This window comes from Gordonia sp. GN26, from assembly GCF_054823965.1.
Genome location: NZ_JSYC01000043.1, coordinates 12,085 through 34,879, shown reverse-complemented (window position 1 = coordinate 34,879; position 22,795 = coordinate 12,085). Strand labels below are relative to the sequence as shown.

The 22,795-nt window shown below is 67.2% G+C and carries 23 protein-coding genes and 1 pseudogene; 16 read left to right on the top strand and 8 right to left on the bottom strand.

The window, feature by feature from the left end; all coding sequences use genetic code 11:
- Positions 1–198, top strand: a pseudogene (locus OK17_RS11395) (winged helix-turn-helix transcriptional regulator); the annotation flags it as partial.
- Between the two features lie 149 nt (positions 199–347).
- Here the strand turns inward: OK17_RS11395 and OK17_RS11390 are convergent.
- Positions 348–1,724, bottom strand: coding sequence for an NAD-dependent succinate-semialdehyde dehydrogenase (locus OK17_RS11390; RefSeq protein ID WP_232715372.1), 1,377 nt, complete (start codon positions 1,722–1,724; stop codon positions 348–350).
- 298 nt (positions 1,725–2,022) lie between these two features.
- Between OK17_RS11390 and OK17_RS11385 the strand changes: the two genes are divergently transcribed.
- A complete protein-coding gene (locus OK17_RS11385; RefSeq protein ID WP_232715373.1) occupies positions 2,023–3,024 on the top strand; it encodes an alpha/beta hydrolase in 1,002 nt (333 codons plus the stop codon).
- Positions 3,025–3,090: 66 nt separating this feature from the next.
- Here the strand turns inward: OK17_RS11385 and OK17_RS11380 are convergent, their stop codons facing one another.
- On the bottom strand, positions 3,091–3,531 hold the full coding sequence (locus OK17_RS11380; protein ID WP_461417502.1) for a hypothetical protein: 441 nt from the start codon (positions 3,529–3,531) through the stop codon (positions 3,091–3,093).
- A gap of 509 nt (positions 3,532–4,040) precedes the next feature.
- Here OK17_RS11380 and OK17_RS11375 point away from each other — a divergent pair.
- The 5 genes from OK17_RS11375 (at position 4,041) to OK17_RS11355 (ending at position 8,037) form a co-directional block, all read left to right on the top strand.
- Positions 4,041–4,406: a hypothetical protein gene (locus OK17_RS11375; protein ID WP_167330262.1), complete on the top strand. Its 366-nt coding sequence runs from the start codon at positions 4,041–4,043 to the stop codon at positions 4,404–4,406.
- 36 nt (positions 4,407–4,442) lie between these two features.
- Positions 4,443–4,928 carry a GreA/GreB family elongation factor gene (locus tag OK17_RS11370; protein ID WP_232715375.1) on the top strand — a complete coding sequence of 162 codons (486 nt, stop codon included), beginning with the start codon at positions 4,443–4,445 and terminating at the stop codon, positions 4,926–4,928.
- A 48-nt stretch (positions 4,929–4,976) separates the two neighbouring features.
- Positions 4,977–5,588, top strand: a complete 612-nt coding sequence (locus OK17_RS11365) for a hypothetical protein (RefSeq protein WP_461417501.1) — start codon at positions 4,977–4,979, stop codon at positions 5,586–5,588.
- A 63-nt stretch (positions 5,589–5,651) separates the two neighbouring features.
- Complete coding sequence (gdhA, locus tag OK17_RS11360) at positions 5,652–7,010, top strand: NADP-specific glutamate dehydrogenase (RefSeq protein WP_232715377.1); 1,359 nt, start codon at positions 5,652–5,654, stop codon at positions 7,008–7,010.
- Between the two features lie 148 nt (positions 7,011–7,158).
- Positions 7,159–8,037: a hypothetical protein gene (locus OK17_RS11355; RefSeq protein WP_461417500.1), complete on the top strand. Its 879-nt coding sequence runs from the start codon at positions 7,159–7,161 to the stop codon at positions 8,035–8,037.
- A gap of 40 nt (positions 8,038–8,077) precedes the next feature.
- On the opposite strand, the gene OK17_RS11350 is transcribed toward OK17_RS11355, so the two are convergent.
- On the bottom strand, positions 8,078–8,659 hold the full coding sequence (locus tag OK17_RS11350; RefSeq protein WP_232715379.1) for a TetR/AcrR family transcriptional regulator: 582 nt from the start codon (positions 8,657–8,659) through the stop codon (positions 8,078–8,080).
- A gap of 24 nt (positions 8,660–8,683) precedes the next feature.
- Between OK17_RS11350 and OK17_RS11345 the strand changes: the two genes are divergently transcribed.
- Positions 8,684–9,976 carry an MFS transporter gene (locus OK17_RS11345; RefSeq protein ID WP_232715380.1) on the top strand — a complete coding sequence of 431 codons (1,293 nt, stop codon included), beginning with the start codon at positions 8,684–8,686 and terminating at the stop codon, positions 9,974–9,976.
- Here OK17_RS11345 and OK17_RS11340 read toward each other — a convergent pair.
- Together OK17_RS11340 and OK17_RS11335 are read right to left on the bottom strand one after the other, a co-directional pair.
- Entirely contained in the window at positions 9,890–10,639 is a 750-nt protein-coding gene (locus tag OK17_RS11340) for a DUF2332 family protein (RefSeq protein ID WP_232715381.1), read from the bottom strand. The two genes, OK17_RS11345 and OK17_RS11340, sit on opposite strands and share 87 nt — an antisense overlap.
- Before the next feature lie 3 nt (positions 10,640–10,642).
- Entirely contained in the window at positions 10,643–11,326 is a 684-nt protein-coding gene (locus OK17_RS11335) for a DNA alkylation repair protein (protein WP_232715382.1), read from the bottom strand.
- Positions 11,327–11,452: 126 nt separating this feature from the next.
- On the opposite strand from OK17_RS11335, the gene OK17_RS11330 reads away from it, so the two are divergent.
- Positions 11,453–13,108: an alkaline phosphatase D family protein gene (locus OK17_RS11330; RefSeq protein ID WP_461417499.1), complete on the top strand. Its 1,656-nt coding sequence runs from the start codon at positions 11,453–11,455 to the stop codon at positions 13,106–13,108.
- A 25-nt stretch (positions 13,109–13,133) separates the two neighbouring features.
- Here OK17_RS11330 and OK17_RS11325 read toward each other — a convergent pair whose 3' ends face one another.
- On the bottom strand, positions 13,134–13,571 hold the full coding sequence (locus OK17_RS11325; protein WP_232715384.1) for a VOC family protein: 438 nt from the start codon (positions 13,569–13,571) through the stop codon (positions 13,134–13,136).
- Positions 13,572–13,638: 67 nt separating this feature from the next.
- Positions 13,639–14,070: a PPOX class F420-dependent oxidoreductase gene (locus OK17_RS11320; protein WP_232715385.1), complete on the bottom strand. Its 432-nt coding sequence runs from the start codon at positions 14,068–14,070 to the stop codon at positions 13,639–13,641.
- Between the two features lie 122 nt (positions 14,071–14,192).
- Here OK17_RS11320 and OK17_RS11315 point away from each other — a divergent pair, with 122 nt between their 5' ends.
- On the top strand, positions 14,193–15,077 hold the full coding sequence (locus tag OK17_RS11315) for a hypothetical protein (protein WP_461417498.1): 885 nt from the start codon (positions 14,193–14,195) through the stop codon (positions 15,075–15,077).
- Positions 15,078–15,126: 49 nt separating this feature from the next.
- Positions 15,127–15,681, top strand: coding sequence for a DUF4334 domain-containing protein (locus OK17_RS11310; protein WP_461417497.1), 555 nt, complete (start codon positions 15,127–15,129; stop codon positions 15,679–15,681).
- Between the two features lie 4 nt (positions 15,682–15,685).
- Here the strand turns inward: OK17_RS11310 and OK17_RS11305 are convergent, their stop codons facing one another.
- A complete protein-coding gene (locus tag OK17_RS11305) occupies positions 15,686–16,582 on the bottom strand; it encodes a hypothetical protein (protein WP_461417496.1) in 897 nt (298 codons plus the stop codon).
- A gap of 128 nt (positions 16,583–16,710) precedes the next feature.
- On the opposite strand from OK17_RS11305, the gene OK17_RS11300 reads away from it, so the two are divergent.
- The 5 genes from OK17_RS11300 to upp all read left to right on the top strand — a co-directional run bounded on the left by OK17_RS11300 (position 16,711) and on the right by upp (position 22,794).
- A complete protein-coding gene (locus tag OK17_RS11300) occupies positions 16,711–17,130 on the top strand; it encodes a Fur family transcriptional regulator (protein ID WP_461417495.1) in 420 nt (139 codons plus the stop codon).
- Positions 17,131–17,234: 104 nt separating this feature from the next.
- Positions 17,235–19,448 (top strand): catalase/peroxidase HPI, encoded by a 2,214-nt coding sequence (katG, locus tag OK17_RS11295; RefSeq protein WP_461417494.1) that lies wholly within the window; start codon positions 17,235–17,237, stop codon positions 19,446–19,448.
- Positions 19,449–19,625: 177 nt separating this feature from the next.
- Positions 19,626–20,876, top strand: coding sequence for a GTP cyclohydrolase II (locus tag OK17_RS11290; RefSeq protein ID WP_232715390.1), 1,251 nt, complete (start codon positions 19,626–19,628; stop codon positions 20,874–20,876).
- Complete coding sequence (locus OK17_RS11285) at positions 20,873–22,144, top strand: URC4/urg3 family protein (protein WP_461417493.1); 1,272 nt, start codon at positions 20,873–20,875, stop codon at positions 22,142–22,144. The genes OK17_RS11290 and OK17_RS11285 overlap by 4 nt, the downstream gene beginning before the upstream one ends.
- A gap of 20 nt (positions 22,145–22,164) precedes the next feature.
- Entirely contained in the window at positions 22,165–22,794 is a 630-nt protein-coding gene (gene upp, locus OK17_RS11280) for a uracil phosphoribosyltransferase (protein WP_461417492.1), read from the top strand.
- Position 22,795 lies beyond the last annotated feature (1 nt).

Genomic DNA, 22,795 nt, shown 5'->3' with positions numbered 1-22,795 from the left:
ACCGACATGGGCCGGGATCTCTTCCCGGTTGTCATGTCGCTCTGGCAGTGGGGCAATGACCATCTCCAGCCCGACGGCGCACCGCTCACGGTCACCGACGCGTCCCACAGTCCGGTTCGCGTCGGGGTGGTGTCGGGCGAGCAGAAGACCCTCGACCCCGAGGATGTCGAGGTGAGGGTCAACCGCTCGGTGCGATGAGCGCCCGATCGCGGATTCGTCGCAAGACGGATCCACCTGATAGTCTCGGGCTCACGTTCACGCGGTGCTGTAACCCGCTTGTTGAACCAGAGGCCGGGGCGCTTACAGGAACCCCCGGTCTTGTCCAAACTTCCGCGAGTCCCGGTGACCTACTTCGCTGCCGTGCGCCGCAGCTTGGTGTTGACGAATTCGCCCAGGCCCCAGCGTCCGAGTTCACGGCCGTAACCCGAACGCTTGACGCCGCCGAACGGCAGGCCCGGCAGCGTGGTGCCGTGCTCGTTCACGTAGGCCATGCCCACCTCGAGCCGGTCGGCGACCTCCTCGGCCTTCGCGGTGTCGGTGCTCCACACCGACCCACTGAGACCGAACTCCACGTCATTGGCCAACGCAACGGCCTCGTCCGCTGACGACACCTTGTAGACCATGGCCACCGGTCCGAAGATCTCCTCGGAATAGGCGTCCATGTCCGGCGTGATGTCGGTCAGCACGGTCGGCTGGAAGAAAGCGCCGTCGCGATCGATCGCAGCGCCACCGGTCCGTAGCGTCGCACCCTGGTCGACCGCGGTCTTGACCTGGTCGGCGACGGTGTCGCGTGCCGAGATCGACGACAGTGGTCCCATACGCGTGGACGAGTCACCCGGATCCCCCACCTTCGTCGCCTCGAACTTCTCGACGAGCCCGTGCACGAAGTCGTCGTAGAGCTCCTCGAGCACGATGAACCGCTTGGGCGAGTTGCAGGCCTGTCCCGCATTCGACAGGCGGGCCCGCGCAGCGATAGTGGTGGTTCGGTCCATGTCGGCGGAGTCGAGCAGGATGAACGGGTCCGAGCCGCCCAGCTCGAGGACCGACTTCTTGAGGTTCTCGGCGGCGACCTTGGCCACGGCTGCGCCGGCGCCCTCGCTACCGGTCAGCGACACCCCGCGGATGGCGGGATGGGCCAGGAGCTCTGCGACCTGGTCACTGCTCGCGTACACGTTCGCATACACGTCGTCGGGTGCACCGGCATCGTGCAGGATCTCGGCCATCAACGCCGACGATGCCGCGCAGATCGACGCATGCTTGAGGATGACGGTGTTACCGGCCAGCAGGTTCGGAGCAGCGAATCGGGCCACCTGGTAGTACGGGTAGTTCCACGGCATCACACCGACCAGCGGTCCGATCGGCGCCGTCTGGACGATCGACGACTCGGCGCCCTGGGGATCCAGTTCCTCGCTGACCAGGAGGTCTGGGCCGTGTTCGGCGTACCAGCGGTAGATGTCGGCGGCGAGTTGCACCTCACCTGCCGCCTCCTTGGCCGGCTTGCCCATCTCGGTCGTGATCGTCGACGCCAGTTCGTCGGCGCGCTTCTCGTACAGGTCCGCGGTCCGGGACAGGATGGCCGCACGCTGCGCGACGTCGGTGCGTCGCCAGCTCTCGAAGGCTTCGAGCGACCGTGCCGCGAGTCCGTCGATCTCGTTGTCGGCGAGTCCGGGGAACTCGCGATCCGTGACGCCTGTGGTGGGATTCGCGGTGACGTAGGTGCTCACAGAGAACCGTCCTTCCGATGTCGGTGGTTCTGGTCGGCTGCGTTGATGGGCCCACGCGATGGGGCGCAGCCCGAGTCTCGAACGGGTACCCGCGCGATCTCGGCGCAAACACGAGCACCGCGGGCCCGCTCGCCACGCCGCGCTCCTCCGTTCGGACCAAATTCGGTGAAACGCAGGTGGCGGACGCGCAGACACTCTCCCCAAACCTCGGCGGGTCGGCGGCGTCTAGTACATGATTGAGCGGATATCGCCGACGCGGAGCGTGGGGGCGCACCGTCGGAAAGCAGTAGGGGGAGAAATGTCGATCTGGCAGAGAGCCGTCGTACTCGCATGCGCGGGTACCGTCGCCGTGACCGGAAGTCTGGCCGTCGGGGGGTCGGTCGCCGCGGCGCCGAGCGACAGGTCGAGTCGTGAGGTGTCGCGCGTGCTGTCCGTGTCACCGACGACGCCGACGCGTTCGACCGTGACGGTCTATTCGGCCGCGATGGAGCGACCCGTTCGTGTCAGCGTGCTACTCCCCCGAGACCGTGAGAAACCCCGCCCGACTCTGTACCTCCTCGACGGGATCGACGGCGGCATCTACACCAACTACACGCAGAGCGGCTGGACGTTCCAGACCGACATCGTGAAGTTCGTGGCGGACAAGCCGGTCAACGTGGTCATGCCGATCGGCGGGATGGCCGCTTACTACACCGACTGGCAGAGGCCGGATCCTGTTCTGGGACGGAACAAATGGGAGACGTTCCTGACCAAGGAACTGCCCCCGCTGATCGACAAACGCTTCAACGGGAACGGCCGGAATGTCATCGGCGGACTGTCGATGGGCGCGCTGGGCGCGATGTCGATCGCCGTCCGCCATCCCGACCTCTATCGCGGTGTTGCGGCGTTCAGCGGCTGCCTCGACCAGGGTTCACCCGAGTACCGTCAGGCCACTGCCGCGTCGGTGTCGACCCGAGGCGGCAACCCCGACAACATGTGGGGCCCGGTGGGCCACTCGACGTGGGACGACCACAATCCGGCCGCTCACGTGAACGTGCTGAAGGGCAAGCCGGTCTACGTCGCCGTCGGCAATGGACTGCCCGATCCGTCGCTGGGAATCGCCGGCCTCGCCTCCCCGGTGGGAGGTGTCCTCGAAGGTGTGGTCCTCCAGTGCACGCAGAGTTTCAAGCGCCGCGCTGATGCCGCGGGCGTCAAGGTCACCTACGACTTCAGATCCGGCCTGCACTCCTGGGGCTACTGGAACGAGGACCTCCACCGCGCGTGGCCGACCATCGCCAAGGGACTCGGCGTTCCACGCTGACAGGGTCTGCCCAGAGCTGTGCGTGGGACCGGGCTCGTCGCGCCCGGTCCCACGCACAGGGTGTGACTAACCGGCGGTGAGAGCAGCCCGGCGGGATCGGCTGCGGACCGGCCGATGCACTCCGGCCGGTGCTTGCCGGAGGTCGAGTGTCCGGCGAGCCACCTCGAGGTGATGGCGGGCGATTCCCAACGCGGCGTGGTGACCGACCCGGAACTCACTGTCGTCGGCGTCGGCGGCCCATCGACCCTCCCGCTCGAGTCGATCCAGGAGTCCCTGGATGATGTCGAAGTCCCGGCGCAGACCCCCTGAGAGCACAGCTGCGCCGACGAACGCGTCGGGACGGAGAGACTCGGTCGTGATCTCGTCGAGGACGCAGACGCGAGCGAATGTCATGCCCGCCCGGAATCCACGAAGCAGCTCGGTCTGCGGCCGCTCGACCGCGGCCAGCGTCGAGAAACGGTCGTGAAGATAGGTGAGGACCTCTGCGAGATGCGTGTTCTGTTCCACGTCATCCCACATTCTTCCGTTTTCGGATGATCGAGCTGTCTTCGCTCGCACGCTTTTTCTCGCGCCGCAATTTCAATTCTTGGCGGCGTTTCTTCGAACTGGAATTCTTTTCTGCCATGATTCCTCGCTGACATGAATGATGAAGTGAGGTTGGAGACCCACTCACCTCCGTGACCATAGCCCAGAAAAAATAAAAGTCCAGTCGCCGCACATCGCGGCCCGTCTCTACCGCTCCGCACACCTCAGGCGGTGTGGCTCGTCTCTTAATATCCTGCACCACAGTCCCTTTCGCGGTGGCGCAGGCCCATGCACGAAGCCGACTGGCTTTTATATTTTTTTCGGCTAGAGTCCGTGTCACCGGCCCGACCGGCCGGTTTTCAGTGGAAGGAAGAGTCGCCGTGCAAGCGGTTGTCATGGAGTGTCGTATCCGGATCTGCGCATCGAAGAGTCGGGTGAGAAAGTTTCTCGATCAAGCGTCTTCACGCGCATTCAACGCTTTTCCGAAAACGGTGAAGTACTCGCTTGTCGTCGAGGATTCCGACTCCCGACTCCTGCGTCGGCAGTGGCATCGGGAAAACGACGTCGACGACTTCGGAGTGCCGGTGGGCAAGGACATCTGCTTCGCCTTCGCAGATCCTTCGGGCCGGCTGACGGAGTCGAAGCTGGAGAGCCTGTCGCGGGACATTCTCGCCGACCTCGAGCTCGACCCCTGGGACTCGGATTCGGGAGTCGATTCGCCGCCGGGCGGAGCGGCTGAGTCGGTGCCCTGGATTCTCACCCTCAGCACCGACCCGGACCACATCTCACGCGCGGAGATCGCGGCTCGCCACCCGATGCTCGAGCTCCGCGCAAGGTCCCTGATCGCGACGTCCTGACGCCGGCGTCTCGCCACCGAAGCAGAGGAAGCAACGATGACCACCGCAGCACCTGTCCCGACAACGCCCCTGACCCGAGATCTGCTCGAGCGTCAGCTGGCCGCCGAGATTCGCGATCGAGCCGTCGTCAGCGCCGAGGTCCTCGACCATCGCGCCGCCGGCGATCTGGACAACAACGACGCCTACCATCGCGCCCTGGAGCGTCTCGAATCGCTCGACCGGCGTCTGGCGCAGCTGTACGCCGCGTTGTCCACGGCAGATGCCGAACCGTCAGCAGACGGCACCGTCCAGGTCGGTTCGGTCGTCACCGTTGTGTTCGATCACGATCCAGCCGACGTCACCACCTTTCTGGTGGGAGCTCCGGAGCAGTACGCCCTGGTGGGTATGGACGTGTGTTCGCCCGACTCGCCGCTCGGCCGCGCGGTGCTGGGTGCCGACGTCGGCGATGTCCGGACCTACCAGCTGCCGAACGGGCAGGAGAGCACGGTCGCGGTGAAAGACCACCGAATCGAGCTTCTCTGACGCGACGTGGCGGTGCATCCGGGGTCGCGGTCGTCCGGCGGTGCCCCGGTGAGAACCGTCGTGGGGTCGGCCGAGGTCCCGACGAGCCGACCGCCGGCTCGTAACCCGACGGCGACAGCCGAGGTGGTCGTCATCGGCCGACCGGGCGCGCTGACCACCAGGCTGTGCCGAACCCTCCGCGACCGAGGGCTGAACATCGAGATCGTGGACCCCGGGTCCGGTGGCCCGCGGGTCCGCGCCGACACCCGCGACACCGTTCCGGAGCGACGCATGTCGGCCGGGGCGAAGTCGTGTATCGCCGTGCTGGGCCGCGCACCACGGCCGCGGCGCAGGTGGTGGGACTGGCGGGGCCGTCGACTCGAACGACAACAGGAGGACGAACTGATAGACGCGGTGTCGATCGCCGCGTCGAACGCCCGCCGGCTCGGCTTGCTGGTGGTCGCCGAATTATCGACACCCGATGAGACCGAGATCGCACGAGAACGTGCCCGACACGTCGCACGCGCCGCCGCTTACGAGGCAGCCGTCAACGGAAACGCCCTGACCTCGACTTTCTATCTCGTGATGAGCACATCGGAGCGTTCCGCCAGGGATATCACGGCGATCGTCGCCTGGGCGCGGCGTCGAACGGATTCACACATGTTTCCTGTCACTCGATAGGCTGCGGGGTGGCGGTGACCCGATTCGGAGGGCACCGCCGTTCCGCACGAATCGAACAAGGAAGTGGTGGCCGCCGTGGCCGTGCTCGACGAGAAGATCAGCGATCTGTACGAACAGGTGGTTGCGCGCAACCCCGGAGAGGCCGAGTTCCACCAGGCCGTTCGTGAGGTCTTCGACAGCCTCGGACCCGTCCTGGCCAAGCACCCGCACTACGCCGACGCCGGCATCATCAAGCGTCTGACCGAACCCGAGCGGCAGATCATCTTCCGCGTGCCGTGGATCGACGATCAGAACCAGGTACAGATCAACCGAGGATTCCGCGTCGAGTTCAACTCGGCACTCGGCCCGTACAAGGGCGGCTTGCGCTTCCACCCCAGCGTCTACCTCGGCGTGGTCAAGTTCCTCGGCTTCGAGCAGATCTTCAAGAACGCACTGACCGGGCTGCCGATCGGTGGCGGCAAGGGCGGTTCCGACTTCGACCCCAAGGGCAAGTCGGATCTCGAGATCATGCGGTTCTGCCAGTCCTTCATGACCGAGCTCTACCGCCACATCGGTGAGTACACCGACGTCCCCGCCGGCGACATCGGCGTGGGCGGCCGCGAGATCGGTTACCTGTTCGGCCAGTACAAACGCATCACCAACCGGTACGAATCCGGCGTCCTGACCGGCAAGGGACTCGCCTGGGGCGGTTCACAGGTGCGCACCGAGGCCACCGGGTACGGCGCGGTCTTCTTCGTCCGCGACATGCTCGCCGCAGCCGACGACAAGCTCGACGGCAAGACGGTCGTCGTCTCCGGCTCGGGCAACGTCGCCATCTTCGCCATCGAGAAGATCCAACAACTCGGTGGCCGCGTCGTCGCCTGCTCGGATTCGAGTGGGTACGTCGTCGACGAAGCCGGCATCGACCTGGAGCTCCTCAAGGAGATCAAGAACGTCCAGCGGGGTCGCATCGGTGACTATGTGAACGCCCGGCCCTCGGCACGGCTTGTCACCAACGGCTCGCTGTGGAACGTGCCCACGGACATCGCGATCCCGTGTGCGACGCAGAACGAGCTGAACGGGTCCGACGCCGCACAGCTCGTCAAGAACGGTGTCCGCATCGTCGCCGAGGGCGCCAACATGCCCTGCACCCCCGAGGCCGTGCGCATCTTCGGCGAAGCGGGCGTCAGCTTCGCACCCGGTAAGGCGGCGAACGCCGGCGGCGTGGCGACGAGCGCACTCGAGATGCAGCAGAACGCATCTCGCGACTCGTGGAGCTTCGGTTACACCGAGGAGCGCCTCTCCGAGATCATGACCTCCATTCACGATCACTGCCTGCACACCGCCGAGGAGTACGGCGTTCCCGGCAACTATGTGATGGGCGCGAACATCGCGGGCTTCACTCAGGTCGCCGACGCGATGCTGGCTCTCGGCTTGATCTGACCCCGGACCGGCCGCCGGCTCGCGAGCTCACCCGCGAACCGGCGGCCTTTCTCGTCGACGCTGTCGGCCGCGCGGACTATTGACACCTCGGTGACCACGGGTTTCACTGAGCCAACTCTCACAGGTCGGCGCGATTGGCAGGTCCAACATGCATATCGAGGTCTCTCCCCGTCACCGTCACCCGGGCGTGCGGCTGCGATCCGGGCCCGTTGCCGTGGTCCTCGCACTGGCTGCAGCGGTTGTTCTCACGGTCGGGATCGCCCCGAAAGCGACTGCGGCCCCGGCGCGCCCGACCGGTTTCGATCTCCCGTTCTCGGGGGCCCCGGCCTTCGAGCGCGTCGCACCACCCAAGCTCACCAACCCGGCGCAATTGAACCAACCGCTCGGTCTCGCGGCCGCCAATCGGGTGGCCGCCGCCATCGGCCTGTCGCCGAAAGACGCCCTGTCCGAACAGCAATACCGCGCGCTCCTCACCGGCGGCGGGATCGGCGGCAGCCGTGATGCCGCGAAGATCATCGACGCCTGCCTGCTCATCCTGACCAACACCAAGGGGCGCCCGATGACCGGCGACTCCGTCGTCGGCAGCTACGGCCTGTACGTGAACAAGCAGGGCATGCTGCAGAGTCCGGCGAATGCGAGTGCACCGACGCGACAGGTCAATTCACTGATCGCCCCCGGCGGTTACGTCGGCACCTGGCTGCGGAACAACGGAGCACTCGACACCCTGGTCGCTCTCTATCGGTCGGCGTACACCATCGAGGTCCCTTTCGGGTTTGTCGCGCAACAGATGTCGGGAACCGCGCAGTTGGTGACGAACACGAAGGCCGGAGTGACCAGCACCGTCGGCATGTCGATGGCTCCCCCACTCTGGATCGTGAACTTCGCACTCCTCTACATCGTCAAACCCTCACTCGCCGCCGCGATGCCCGCCTACTGGGCCCCCATCCCGCCACCGGTGGCCGCCGCGATCAAGGCCAGCCCCAACGGCCAGGTGCCTTACAGCAAGTACGCCTCGTACTTCCGATGATCGGACGCCCGTACGCGAATCGCGGTACGCCGACAGGCACTCAACCGGTGACAGATGTGCACGCGATCGTGACGAGCGTTCCGGCGATGTCCCGACCGAGAGCCGACTTGCGTAACGGGTTGTCCCGCAGTCGCATCGCAAGTTCGCCGGTGACGACGACAAGAATCTGTTCGGCGAGGCGGTCCGGGTCCGGGCACGGCAATCGAACGGCGAGGTCGCGCAGGGTGTCTCGCATGTAGTCAGTGTCTCGTCTGACTGCCTCGGCGATCTCGGCCGGCGGGTCGGACATCTCGGCCGCGGTGCCGAGGAACGCGCACCACCGCGCGCCGTCCGGCCGTGCGGCGAACTCGTCGATGGCGTCGAAGATGGCGAGCAGTCGGCCCTCGTCGTCGGGCGCGGCGGCGATCGCGTTCCCCCATGTCTCGCGCCACCGTGCGTGGCGTCGTTCGAGCGAGGCGGCGACGAGCGCCTCCTTGCTGCGGTAGCCGCGGTACAGCGTCGCGGCCGACACGCCCGCACGCGCGAGGATGGCGTCGACCGGCGTCGTCTCGATCCCGCGCGAGAACACCAGGTCGTCAACTGCGTCGAGCAGTTTTTCCTCTGAGCTCTTGCGCATCGGCATGGTCGTCAGCCTAGTATCGAAAATATGAAACGCACGTTTTCGTTTGGCTTGCAGCGCGAGGGACTGGTCGTGGTGACCGGGATCGCGTTCATCGCGGCGACCTACGGGCTCGTGCGACTCGCGTACGGGCTGTTCCTGCCCGACATCCAGACAGACCTGGCCCTCGACTCGGCCCGGGCGGGATACATCTCCGCAGGGTCATCCCTGGTCTATTGCCTCGCCGCGCTGTGCGGCTTCCTGTTCGGGCGACGGTGCCCACGCATGTTGATCGTCATCGCCACGGCGACCGCGGCCGGCGGCGTCTGGGGCATGGCCGCGGCCGCGAACCTGGTCGTCTTCGGCATCTCCGCCGTGATCGCCTCGGTGGGGGCCGGGCTGGCGTCCCCGGCGATGGTGAGTGTCGTCAGGCGCAACCTCGCCGCTGAACGTATCGACCGGGGGCAGTCGATGGTCAACTCCGGCACCGGCCCCGGCCTCGTCGGCGCCGGCCTGCTGGCCCTGCTCTTCCTTCCCGGATGGCGGCTGACCTGGGCGGTCATCGGCGTGATCACCGTGTTCATCACGATCGCTCTCCTGACGGCCGACAGGCCCGGTTCGGCCGATCGGGATGAGCAACGAGATGCCCTGTCCGTCGACTGGGTCCGTCGGCACCGAACGGCTCTGACAGCCGCAGTCCTGTTGGGTGTGGCGTCGAGCGCCATGTGGACCTACGGCCGCGCGATCCTCGTCGACACCGGGGGCTCGTCGCAGCGCGGCACGATCGTCGCGTGGATCATGATCGGGGTCGGCGGCGCAGCCGTGGCCGGATCCGCGATCCCGCTGGCGAAGTGGACCGCGACGTCTGCGTGGATCTTCAGCGGCTCGACGATGACGGTCGGCATCCTCCTCGTCGCCGCAGCTCCGGGACAGATGGCCGTCGCGCTCGCCGGTTGCCTGATGTTCGGGTGGGGATTCACCTCGTCGACGTCGGAACTCATCGCCTGGACCTCGACCATCGACGCCTCTCGGTCCGCGGCCGGCACCGCGCTGCTGTTCATCGCTTTGATGTTCGGGCAGGCCGTGGGTGCCACCACCCTCGGCGCGATCATCACCGCCGCGAGTTACGCCGTCGCATTCGTGGTGGCCGCGGCGATCGCGGCGATGTCGATCGCAGTGGCGACTCTCGAGCGGACAGACCGCCGATCAGATGCCGAGGGGGCGGATGGGATGATCGGGTCGGGCCGTGCACCGTCAGGCGAACCAGCACAACAGCTTTCCCCGGGACCAGCACCGACCGAGCGCGTCGCCGACGACGTCGGAGTGCAACAGTGTCGCTGATGGCTCGAAGACGGTGATGCCGATGATGCTGTGCCCCGACGCCGGACGGTCCCCGAGAGTCGGAATGGTCGGGGCGACACCGACTCCCTCCACGGACACCCAGGCCACTCTCCGTGCGGCGGAGGCCTCCCCCATCGCGTGGACGAAACGGCGTCGCCTCTCCGGCGAGTACCGCGACAGCGACCACGTCGTGAGGACGACGGGCAGAGCACGATCCGGGACACTCGTGACCGCCTCTGGAAGCGCGGTGATCGGATCTGCCGAGATGCGTTCCGGCGAAGCCGCTTTCGCCAGACCGATCTCGGCGTCCAGAACAGACCCGTCCGCGACGGCCTGCCGGATCCGGTCACGGTCGCCGGGGTCTCGGGCGTCGAGCGGCGCACGGTCGAGGATCATTCGTTCATCGACCTCCGGCAGTGGTGTCCTCGGTACTCGACCGCCGCCCACCACCGAGCAGTCCACCTGCACCGGCGACGATGCGTCGCCCAGATACTGATCGCCGCCGTAGGAGATCCCCACACGGTCGACGTTGAGATTGAGTCCGAGGGGCCGTCCGACATCGATCAGGCCGATGTACTCGGCGTCGTGGCGCCGGGCGGCCTCCGCGATGGCGGGATAGAGCACTGCATACCGACCCGTGTGGTCCTCAGCCCGCCTGAGCACGCCTCAGGCCTCCTGCCGTGCAACCATCTCCGTGATCCAGACCGGCGCGTACGGCGAAATGCATCCCGGCGATGTCGGGTAGTCCTCGAACACCCTCAGTCGCTCGCCGATTCCGATTGCGCGAGTGCGGTGTTCGGGGTGCTCGATGCCGATGGTCGCAAGGCAGGTGTTCATTGCCCACTTCAGGCGTTCGGGTGCGTCCTTCATGCCGCCCTCGATGGTGTCGAGCAGCTCGACCAGGTCGAGACCGTCGGGCTTCTTGGCCACCCGCTCGGTCGTGAGCGCCCATCCGGCGCTGAGCGCCGCCTCGTCGGTGTCGTCCATCCACGCGAGACGCAGCTCCTCCTTGTGCCCGTTCTTCTTCACCGCGTAGTTGATCAGCCAGTCGTGCACCTTGGGGCGTGCGGCTTCGCGGACCATCGTGTCGAGCTGCGCGGCGTCGAAGGTCTTGGGTCGACAGATGAGCAGCGCGACCAGCCGGGCCGCGGTGTCGCCGGTGGCCCACAGCGCGAGTGCCAGGTCGTGCTGGGTCTTGAGTCGTTTGGCGACGGCCCGCAGCTTGGTCAGGTTCACCCCGTGGTCGTCGCCGTGCTTCTCGTTGACCGCACGGATCCTCGGGTCCTCGAGTTCGGCCAGCTCGGCGAGTACCTCTGCGACGGTCGCGTCCAGGTCGTCACCGCTCGTCATCAACTCACCCTCGCCCTCGCCCGGTGGATCCGTTCGTCAGCCTACGACGCCGGCCACCGGACACGTTCCCGGACCACGTCGGCGGAGACCGGCACGACCGAGGGGCGCACGGCTTACGCTGGGTCGATGGCCTTGGTACTCGGACCGATTCTGCGGCACGTCGACGAGACATCTGCGCTGGTATGGGTCCAGACCGATGCCCCGGCAGAGGTCGAGATCCACGGGAGCCGAACGCGCACCTTCGAGGTGCTCGGAAACCACTACGCACTGGTCGAGATCACGGGACTGGTCCCGGACACCGTGACGGAGTACACGGTGACCGTCGACGGTTCGCGGGAGTGGCCTCTACCGGATTCGACCTTCCCGCCCAGTGTCATCCGCACCCGCGGTCCCGCGTCCGCCCGTCATCACCGGTTCGTCTTCGGGTCCTGCCGATATCCCCGGGCCGATGACCCGAAGATCGACCGGGAGCTCGGTGTCGACGCGTTGGACTGCTACGCCGTGCGGATGCGCCATCTGCCGGTCGCGGCGTGGCCGGACACGCTCATCCTGCTCGGCGACCAGGTGTATGCCGATGAGCTGACCCCACAGGTCAAGGAGAAACTCGAGGCGACCAGAACCGCGACCACCGGCCCGTCCGACGAGGTGGTGAGCTTTCAGGAGTACGAGGGTCTCTACCGGCACACCTGGGGCGACCCGGAGATCCGCTGGATCCTGTCCACCGTCCCGACCGCGATGATCTTCGACGATCACGACATCCGCGACGACTGGAACACCTCGGACGCCTGGCGCCGCGAGATGGAGGACGAACCGTGGTGGCGCGACCGGATCCGGGCCGGCCTCGCGTCGTACTGGGTGTACCAGCACCTGGGCAACCTGTCGCCCGCCGAGCTGGCCGCCTCCGAGGACTACCGCACGGTGAAGGACATCGACGGGGATTGCTGGTCGCATCTGGTCGACCTCGCCGACCGTGCCGACGCCGAAACAGACGGCGTCAAGGGGGTCCGGTTCAGCTTCCGCTGGGACCTCGGTGCGACCCGACTGACGATGATCGACTCCCGCAACGGCCGCATCCTCGCCGGTGGCGCACGAAAGATGGTGAGCGACACGGAATTCGATTGGGTCGAGCGCCAGGTGAAGGACGACATCGAGTCGGTGGACCATCTGGTGCTCGGGTCGTCGTTGCCGTGGCTGCTCCCGCCGGTCCTCAGCGACGTCGAGACCCTCGACGAGATCGGGGCCCGGCACGACGGCTGGGTCGGCACAGTGGCCGAGAAGATCCGGCAGGGCGCCGACCTGGAGCACTGGCCGGCCTTCTTCGATTCCTTCACCCGATTGAGTCGGATGATCAGCGATGTCGCCCGGCTCGGCACCGAGACGACCGGACCGGCGACCGTCAGCGTCTTGTCGGGCGACGTCCACCACAGCTACGCCGCACGAGCCGAATTCGACGAACCCACGAGCGCGACCGTGTTCCAACTGGTGTGCTCGCCGGTGCACAACGCCATTCCCCCGTACATGAAGTCCGTGTTCCGCCTCGGCTGGTCGCCGCGCATCGCGCGGGTCGTCCGGCGCTGGGCGAGCTTCCGCGGTTCACCGGAGCTCCCGGTCCGATGGCACAGCGAGGTGGGCCCGCTGTTCGGCAACACCATCGCGTCCCTGATCGTCGACGGTCGGGACGCACGGGTCACCTTCGAGCAACCCGACCTGAACGGCACCCTCCACCTGGCGTGCGACCTTCCGATGACGGGTCGGGAATCGGTAGAGAACGTGGGGACATAACGCCGTCGTTCTCTACGAGATGCGGTCAGTCCAAGCAGAATTCGTTTCCCTCGGGGTCCAGCATGACGATGTGCCCGGCGCCGAGCGGAGGTTCGGGCTCGACGCGCCGGACCCGCGTCGCACCGAGTACGACGAGTCGTGCCGCCTCGGCTTCGTGGGACGCCATACGGTCGTCGCCGGCGAGGCCCGGAGCCGCTCGGACGTCGAGGTGTACCCGGTTCTTCGCGGTCTTGCCCTCCGGAACGCGCTGGAAGAAGATCCGCGGACCGCGACCGTCGGGGTCGATCACCGCCGACGCATCGTTCCGGCGTTCCTCCGGTATGCCCATCGCCTCCAGCGCGGCGTCCCAGGTGTCGAATCCCGCAGGCGGCGCCTGGATCCGGTAGCCGAGCACCTCGGCCCAGAACGCGGCGAGGGCCGCGGGATCAGCACAGTCGAACGTCACCTGGATCTCTCTGCTCATACCTCCACTGTGGCCCACAACGAGGACAGCCACGGTCCTCATCGCGGAGAAAAAGCCCCGCGGGGGATCAGCGCAGCCGCTCGCCGTACACGCGCTTGACCGACATCACCATCAACACGCGACGATCCGACACCATCACCCCGCGGTACTCATCCCAGTCCGGGTGCTCGCCGGCGGCCTTCCGGTAGTAGTCGACCAGTGCCTCCACCTCGGGGCCGTGGGGGTCGGTGCCCGGGCCGATCAGCGTGACGTCCCCTTCGGCGGTGGCCCAGGTGTAACGGTCGGGTCCGGTGACCTCCAGCGCCGCGCGCGGATCGCGGCGGAGGTTGACCGTCTTGGCCCGCCCCTCGGTCATCGACACGTAGATCGTGTCCGCGTCGCGGTCGTAGAACGGGGTCACCGGCGACAGTTGCGGGAGGCCGGAGGACTTGATGGTGGCGAGAACGCCGAGACGTGCTTCGGCGAGAAGGTCGCGCGGGTCATACTCAGAGCTGGTCATGATCTGGCCAACTGCCCACGGTCGGCGACTATTCCGGCGCGACGGCCGCACCGGCCGGGCGCGGAATCCGGGCATCGGGCCACGAGGACCTATACCTTCATACGGTGTTCACGATCGGAATAGTGGCGGCATCGCTTGCCGCGGTGGCCTATGGACTGTCGACGGTCCTTCGCGCGCTCGGCGCCCGAAACGCCGCCGGGCCCGACGCCGCAGGGGTCACGGCCGAGGGCGGGCCGTCGTTGCGCTCGACCCTCGACACCTTCCGCGACCCCGCCTTCATCGTCGGCACCCTCATGGTGATCCTCGGTTTCGCCGGCGGGGCCGTCGCCGCTCGACTGCTCCCGCTCTTCCTAGCCCAGACGATCGTCGCCGGGAATCTGATCGTCACCGCGCTTCTCGGCAGCGTGCTCCTCGGTACGAAGCTCCGAGGCCGGGATCTGGCCGCGATGGGTGTCGTCGTGGCATCGCTCTGCATGCTAGGCGCGTCGGCGTCACACGAGGCCAGAACCGCCCACGACATGACCTTTCACTGGGCTCTCTTCATCGTGTCGACGGTGGTCGCGGGCGTCGGCCTGATCGTCGTCCGCCTACTCGGACGGCGCGGCGCGATCCTCGCGGGCGCGCTCGCCGGCGCGATGTACGGCGCCCTCGCGGTGGCGGTGCGCGTCCTCGACGGCGTGCACCCGTTCGACCCCGCAGCCCTCCTGACCGACCCGGCGGCCTGGACCATCGCCCTCGCCGGCGCACTCGCGTTCTACGTGCAGACCGTCGCGCTCCAACTCGGTCCGGTCAACGCCGTCACCGCGGTGCTCGTGGTGGGCGAGGTCGGGATTCCGTCGGTGATCGGCGTCCTGTTCCTCGGCGACCGTGCCGTCGACGGACTCGGGTGGCTCGCCTACGTCGGTTTCGCCGGGGCGATCGCGGGGGCCTTCGCGGTCGCGTGGCTCACCTCCCAACCCGACGGCAACGACGCCCCGCGCGGAGTTCCCGCAGGTTCGACCTCCTGACATTGCGACATTCTTCTCTATTTGTGTCTTTGGCCGTAGGATCGGCGACATGGACGTGCGCGAGATCCTGACCACCATCCCCACCGACACCGCCGAGGCACTCGATCTGTTCGACTCCTGCGACGCGATCGACCCGGAGTTCATGATCGGCACCTGGCGTGGGGCGGAGCTGCCGACCGGTCATCCCCTCGACGGGTTTCTCGCCGCCAGCGGCTGGTGGGGCAAGCAGTTCGTCGACGCCGAGACCGTCCACCCGCTGCTCTTCCCCACCCGCGACCACACCGCGCTCTGGGCGATGAACCCGGCGATCGCCTTCAGTGGTCTCTCCGTGGCAGAGAAGACGCCCCAGGTGAAGGCGATGTCCTTCGCGACACCGATCGCCGCCACCCGATTGCTCAGCCAGACCCGGAAGGCGCGCGCACGGCTGCGCACCACGCGTTATCGCGGCGCCGACACCGCGACCATGGTCTACGACCAGCTGCCGATCAACGATGTCTTCCACCGTCTCTCCGACGCTTCGGTCATCGGCGCCATGGACCTCAAGGGCTCACCGGCGCCGTACTTCTTCGTGCTGCGACGAGACGATTCGTTGCGGTTGATCTGAACACTCAGAGATCGGCGAGCGCCGCTCTCAGCTTGTTCGCCTCGGCGACCGCATCGCGAAGTGCGACCTTGGCCTCCGAGCGGCCCTCCTCGGCGGTCGACAATCGCTGACGTGCGAAGCGCAGCGAGTCCTCGACCCGGGACAACTGCACGCGAAGGTCCCGTGCCTCGGCGACGAGTTCGTCGACCTCCGAGGACGCCTCGTCCACCGCGGAAGACGCGTCGCCGAGGCTCTTCCGCGCGGACTGTTCATCATCCTCGGCCCGGGCGATCCGCGCCTCGAGTTCACGCCTGACCTCGGCGTCCTCATCACTGCCCTCGGTCTCGTCAGCCGAACCCGTGTCGACATTCTCCGGTTCGGCATCGTGGCTGTGTCCGCCCTTGCGCTTCGACTCGGCCGGCGGGTCGGGCACGACGAAGACCCCTGCGGGACCGAATCCGCTGTACTCGGCCGAGGTGACGAGGAGTCCGTGTCGGAGGTCGGCCAGGATCTCGGCGTCGGCGATCGCGGCGCGCAGCGTCGTGGCGACCTCGCGAACCGCACTGTCGGACAGCTGCACTCCGAGCGAGGAGGCGGTGCCGGCCACACCGTCGGCGGAGGAGTTGATCAGCTCCTGGCGGCGGCGGGACAGTTCCCGCATCGTGTCGGCCGCCGAACGTCGTTGCGCCGCAGACAGGTCCGCGGCCAGCGCGGTCACCTGGTCGCAGTCATCGGGATTGGCGCGCACCCACTGATTGATCGCCCAGGCGGCCTGCGTCGGCCTGCGCAGCTTCGAGATGTCCTTCGCCAGAGAGGTTTCACCGTCGGCTTTGACCTCCTTGGCGATCTCGTTTCGCCGCTTCACGAACACGTCCGGCGTCAGACCGTAGAGCTCGTCGACGATCTCGTCGTAGCGGGACATCAGATCACCCGCGACCGGCAGGATGTCGGTTCCACATGAGCCGATCCTACGTCTCCGACTGTTTGCCATCCGGTACATCGCCGAGCCTAAACTTGAACAGTTCCAGAAACGGGTGCATACTCGTCCACATGCTCACCGACGACGACTGCGCCAACCAGCTGCGCGCGGCTCGACTCCGCGTCACCCGTCCGCGGGTCGCGGTCATGCGCGCGGTGCATGCACACCCCCACGCCGACACCGACACCGTGCTCGGTTCGACGAGAGCCGAACTCGCCGACGTCTCCCAGCAGACGGTCTATGACGTGTTGGCCGCGTTGACATCTGCCGGTCTTATCCGGCGGATCCAGCCGTCGGGACACGTGGCCCGCTACGAGTCCCGTATCGGCGACAACCACCACCATGTGGTCTGCCGCTCATGCGGTGCGATCGGGGACGTCGACTGCGCAGTCGGCGCCGCCCCGTGCCTGACCGCATCCAACGACCACGGTTTCGTCATCGACGAGGCCGAGGTCGTCTACTGGGGTTTCTGCCCCGACTGCAAGGCCTGAACCACCGAAGATCCGAACACACCTGACCGGCCGGCCCACACCTGTGGACCGGGCGGGATCACGGCTGCGCTCAACCTCCATCACCATTTCCCGAAAGGAATGACATGGCGCAAGAACACCCGCCGATCGCCGAGGCCAACACCGAACCCACCGCCGGTGGCTGCCCGGTCATGCACGGCAAGGCCAAGCAACCCACCGAGGGCGGCGGAAACCGGGACTGGTGGCCGAACCAGATGAATCTCAAGATCCTGCAGCACAATCCGGATGTCGTGAATCCCCTCGACGCCGACTTCGACTACGACGAGGCACTCAAGGACCTCGACGTCGAGGCCCTCAAGGCAGACCTGACCGCCCTGATGACCGATTCGCAGGACTGGTGGCCCGCCGACTTCGGCCACTACGGCGGCTTGATGGTGCGCATGTCGTGGCACGCGGCGGGCACCTACCGCGTCCAGGACGGACGCGGCGGCGCCGGGGCCGGCATGCAGCGCTTCGCACCTCTGAACAGCTGGCCGGACAACGCGAACCTCGACAAGGCGCGTCGTCTGCTGTGGCCGATCAAGAAGAAGTACGGCCAGGCCGTCTCGTGGGCAGACCTGCTGGTCTTCGCCGGGAACGTCGCGCTGGAGTCGATGGGCCTCGAGACCGCGGGCTTCGCCTTCGGCCGCGTCGACGAGTGGGAGCCCGATGACGTCTACTGGGGTCCCGAGCTCGAATGGCTGGCCGATCAGCGGTACTCGGGTGACCGCGAACTCGAGAACCCGCTGGCCGCTGTGCAGATGGGTCTCATCTACGTCAATCCCGAAGGGCCCGAGGGCAATCCGGACGTCCTGGGGTCGGCTGCCGACATCCGGGACACCTTCGCCCGGATGGCGATGAACGACGTCGAGGCCGCGGCATTGATCGTCGGCGGTCACACCTTCGGCAAGACACACGGCGCCGGGGATGCGAGCCAGGTCGGCCACGAGCCGGAGGCCGCCGCACTCGAGGACGCGGGTCTCGGCTGGCGCAGCTCGCACGGCGAGGGGAAGGGTGCCGACACCATCACGAGTGGCCTCGAGGTCACCTGGAACCCGACCCCGACCCAGTGGGACAACGCCTTCCTGGAGACCCTCTACGGCTACGAGTGGGAGTTGTACAAGAGCCCGGCGGGCGCCAACCAGTGGCGTCCCAAGGACGGCGCCGGCGACGGCACCGTGCCGATGGCCTTCGGTGACGGCAAGACCCACCCCTCGATGCTCACCAGCGATCTCGCACTTCGTTTCGACCCCGAGTACGGGAAGATCACCCGTCGCTGGCTGGATCACCCGGAGGAGCTGGCCGAGGAGTTCGCCAAGGCCTGGTTCAAGCTGCTCCACCGCGACATGGGCCCCGCGATCCGTTACCGCGGCCCGCTGGTCCCCGAGGTCACCTACGACTGGCAGGACAACGTGCCGGTGCACGAGGGACCGCTCGTCTCCGATGCCGACATCGCCGCCCTGAAGACCTCTCTACTGGAGTCGGGTCTCTCGGTCTCGCAGCTGGTGAAGACCGCATGGGCTGCCGCATCGTCGTTCCGCGGCAGCGACTTCCGCGGTGGCGCCAACGGTGGTCGCCTCCGTCTGCAGCCACAGGCGAGCTGGGAGGCCAACGAGCCCGCCGAACTCGCCGACATCGTCGCGAAGCTGGAGCACATCGCCGAGTCGTTCACCGGCGAGGCCGGCGCGAAGATCTCCTTCGCGGACCTCGTCGTGCTCGGTGGCGTCGCCGCCATCGAGAAGGCCGCTCGCGATGCGGGAGTCGAGGTCTCCGTACCGTTCACGCCGGGCCGCACCGACGTGGCGCAGGATGACGTCGACGTCGAGTCGTTCGCCTACCTCGAGCCCACCGCCGACGGTTTCCGCAACTACGTCGGTGAGGGTCTCGCTCAGCCCGCCGAGTTCAAGCTGCTCGACCGGGCGAATCTGCTCACCGTGAGCGCACCGGAGATGACTGCGCTCATCGGCGGCCTGCGCGTGCTCGGCGCGAACTACCAGAACTCGGCACTGGGAGTACTCACCGACAAGCCGGGCGTGCTGACGAACGATTACTTCGTCAACCTGCTCGACATGTCCACCAAGTGGTCCAAGACCGACGACGAGAACGTCTTCGTCGGCACCGACCGCGCGACCGGCGAGCAGACCTGGACCGGCAGCCGCGTCGACCTGGCGTTCAGCTCGAACTCCCAGCTGCGCGCCCTGGCCGAGGTGTATGCCTCCGACGACGCCAAGGAGAAGTTCGTCAAGAACTTCGTCGCGGCGTGGGACAAGGTCATGAACTCAGACCGGTTCGACATCTGATCCCCTACGGCAACTGAGCAGTTTCAGCCGAGCACGATGCGGCGGTACCCCTCGGGGGCCGCCGCATCGTCGTCTGCGGTGAGGGATCTCGTTCCGCCCGGCAGGATCGCGAATTCGGAACTATGCTGGCGCTTTCCTCGAGGTGGCGGATGACCGTCGTGGCAGAAGGAGATCGCGATGTCCGGCGAGCACAAATCCCTGGGGCACATCCGACTGACCTCGCACAGCGGCGGAGTCGACGCCCCGCCCATCCACTGGGGTGCACCCACTGCGGCCGAGCGCGGTCCCGTCATCGGGACGACCGGAGTTCGCGCTCACCGCAACGTGATCGGTACCCACAGCGGGTCGTACAGCGTCTACCGAGCGCTGGCGGTGGCCGCCGGGGCGCTGGCCCGCGACCATCGCGCCGATCTGACCAACACCTCCCCGACCGACCACATCGGTCCGTACCCGCAATGGGGAGACCCGAAGGCGATCGTCTCGCTCGACCCCTGGGGAGCGACGGTCGCGGAGAGCTTCCCCGACCAGATCGCCGCCGGCTACGACATCCGACCGACCATCGCGGTCACCAAGGCGCACGTCATCCTCCCCGAGATCGCCGAGGCCATCGAGAAGGGGCGGCTCGTCCCCGACGGCAAGCTGCTGCTCCCCAGCGGCGCCGCCCTGGTGACGAAGGCGGCGGTCGAGCCGGTGTGGCATCTGCCCGGTGTCGCCGAACGCTTCGGCTGTTCCGAGGCCGAACTCCGGCGGGTGCTGTTCGAGGAGACCGGGGGCATGTATCCCGAGCTCGTCACGCGATCTGACCTGGAGGTCTTCCTGCCACCGATCGGCGGGCAGACCGTCTACGTCTTCGGCGACGCACGTGACCTCGCCGACCCGTCGGTCGAGCTGACCGCTCGCGTCCACGACGAGTGCAACGGCTCCGACGTGTTCGGTTCGGACATCTGCACCTGTCGCCCGTACCTCACGCACGCGATCGAGGAGTGCATCCGCGGCACCCAGCGCGGTGGTGTGGGCCTGGTCGCCTACTCCCGCAAGGAGGGGCGCGCGCTGGGCGAGGTGACGAAGTTCCTCGTCTACAACGCCCGCAAGCGCCAGGAAGGCGGTGACACCGCGGACCAGTACTTCGCGCGCACGGAATGTGTTGCCGGAGTTCAGGACATGCGCTTCCAGGAACTCATGCCCGACGTGCTGCACTGGTTCGGGATCACCAAGATCCACCGGCTCGTCTCGATGAGCAACATGAAGTACGACGCGATCACCGGCTCGGGTATCGAGGTCGGCGAGCGGGTCAACATCCCCGACGAGCTGGTACCCGCCGATGCCCGCGTGGAGATCGACGCCAAGATGGCGGCCGGTTACTTCACGCCCGGGCCGGTCCCCGACGCCGAGGCGTTGCGGAAGGTCAAGGGCCGGGGGCTCGAGTGAACGGCACCGCGCGGAACGACACCGCCGACCGGGCCGCCGAGACACCCGAGACCGATGTCGCCGCCGCCGCGTTGCTGCGGACGAGCAGCGCGGTTCGCGAGCGTTCGCGTCAGCTCCTCGAGCGCGCCCGCGACGGCCGGTCCGCCTGGTTCACCGTTCACGACGACGCTCTCGGTGCTGCCGCGGACATCGTCGTGGAGACCACCCGCGATCGCTATCCCGACGGCGCGATCCCGTTCCACAGCCGCTGGCGCCATTTCGAGGCCGGCGGCGTCGATCGGCTCGGATCGCTTCGAGACGCGCTGCCGCCGGCGGATTCCCCCGACCACACCCGCGCCCTCATCGACGTCGTCCTGGTCAGCGTGCTCCTGGATGCCGGGGCCGGTCCCGAGTGGTCCTACCGGGAGGAGTCGACCGGTCAGGTTCTCACCCGTTCGGAAGGGCTCGGCGTCGCCAGTTGGACGGCCTTCACCGCCGGGTTGTTCTCCGACGATGCGGCGCAACCACTTCGGGTCGACGCGGCCGGCCTGCGTACGGTGACGGTCGACAGCCTGGGCAGCGCCTTTCAGGTCTCCCCCACCAATCCGCTCACCGGACTCGAGGGCCGCGTGGAACTGCTCCGTCGCCTCGGCGACGTGCTTGCCGACGAGCCGACGGTGTTCGGACCCGACGGTCGCCCCGGAGCGCTGTTCGATCACCTGACCGCGGATGGTCGGGCGACGGTGAGCGCCGCCGAGATCCTCGGCGCCGTACTCACCCACCTCGGCCCGATCTGGCCGTCGGACAACAGAATCGGCGTCGTCCCGCTGGGTGACTGCTGGCCCCACCGCGCGGTGACCGGGCCGGGCCTCACCGCCGGGTGGGTTCCGTTCCACAAGCTGTCGCAGTGGTTGACCTACTCGATGCTGGAACCGTTCCTGCGGGCCGGGGTCGAGGTCACCGGCCTCGACGATCTGACCGGTCTTCCCGAGTACCGCAACGGTGGACTCTTCCTCGACACCGGTGTGCTCGCACTGCGGGACCAGGACTGGGCCGACGTCGAATGGGAGGTCGGCGACCAGATCGTCATCGAATGGCGCGCCCTCACCGTCGCGCTGCTCGACGAGATCGCCGAACTCGTCCGCACTCGCCTGGGCGCCGACGCGGCGACGATGCCGCTGGCCTGCGTCCTCGAGGGCGGAACGTGGGCGGCCGGCCGGGTCCTTGCCACTAAGCTGCGGAACGGGTTGCCGCCCTTGTCGATCCGCAGCACCGGAACCGTCTTCTGAGAACCACGATAGGGGAACCCATGGGCACCGTCGCCGTCATCGATCATCCGCTGGTGCAGCACAAACTCACCCTGATGCGGCGGAAAGACACGTCCACCAACGATTTCCGGCGCCTGCTGAACGAGATCTCCACCCTCATGGCCTACGACGTGCTACGCGACATCCCCATGCACGAGGTCACCATCGACACACCCCTGGAGACCACCACGGCAAGCGTGATCGACGGTAAGAAACTGGTGTTCGCAGCAGTCCTGCGTGCAGGTGCCGGGATCGCCGACGGCATGCTCGGCGTCGTGCCGGGCGCGCGTGTCGGCCACATCGGCCTGTACCGCGACCCCAAGACGATGGTGGTCGTCGAGTACTACTTCAAGATGCCCCCGGATCTGGACGAGCGTGACGTCGTCATCGTCGATCCGCTTCTCGCCACCGGCTTTTCGGCGGTCGCGGCGATCGACCGGATCAAGGAGTACTCGCCGCGGTCGATCAAGTTCGTGTGCCTCGTCGCCTGCCCCGAAGGGATCGACGTCCTGCACGAGGCCCACCCGGAGGTGCCGATCTACACCGCCGGGGTCGACCGCGAACTCGATGCCAACGGATTCATCCGACCCGGGTTGGGCGACGTCGGTGATCGGGTGTTCGGGACGGCGTGAA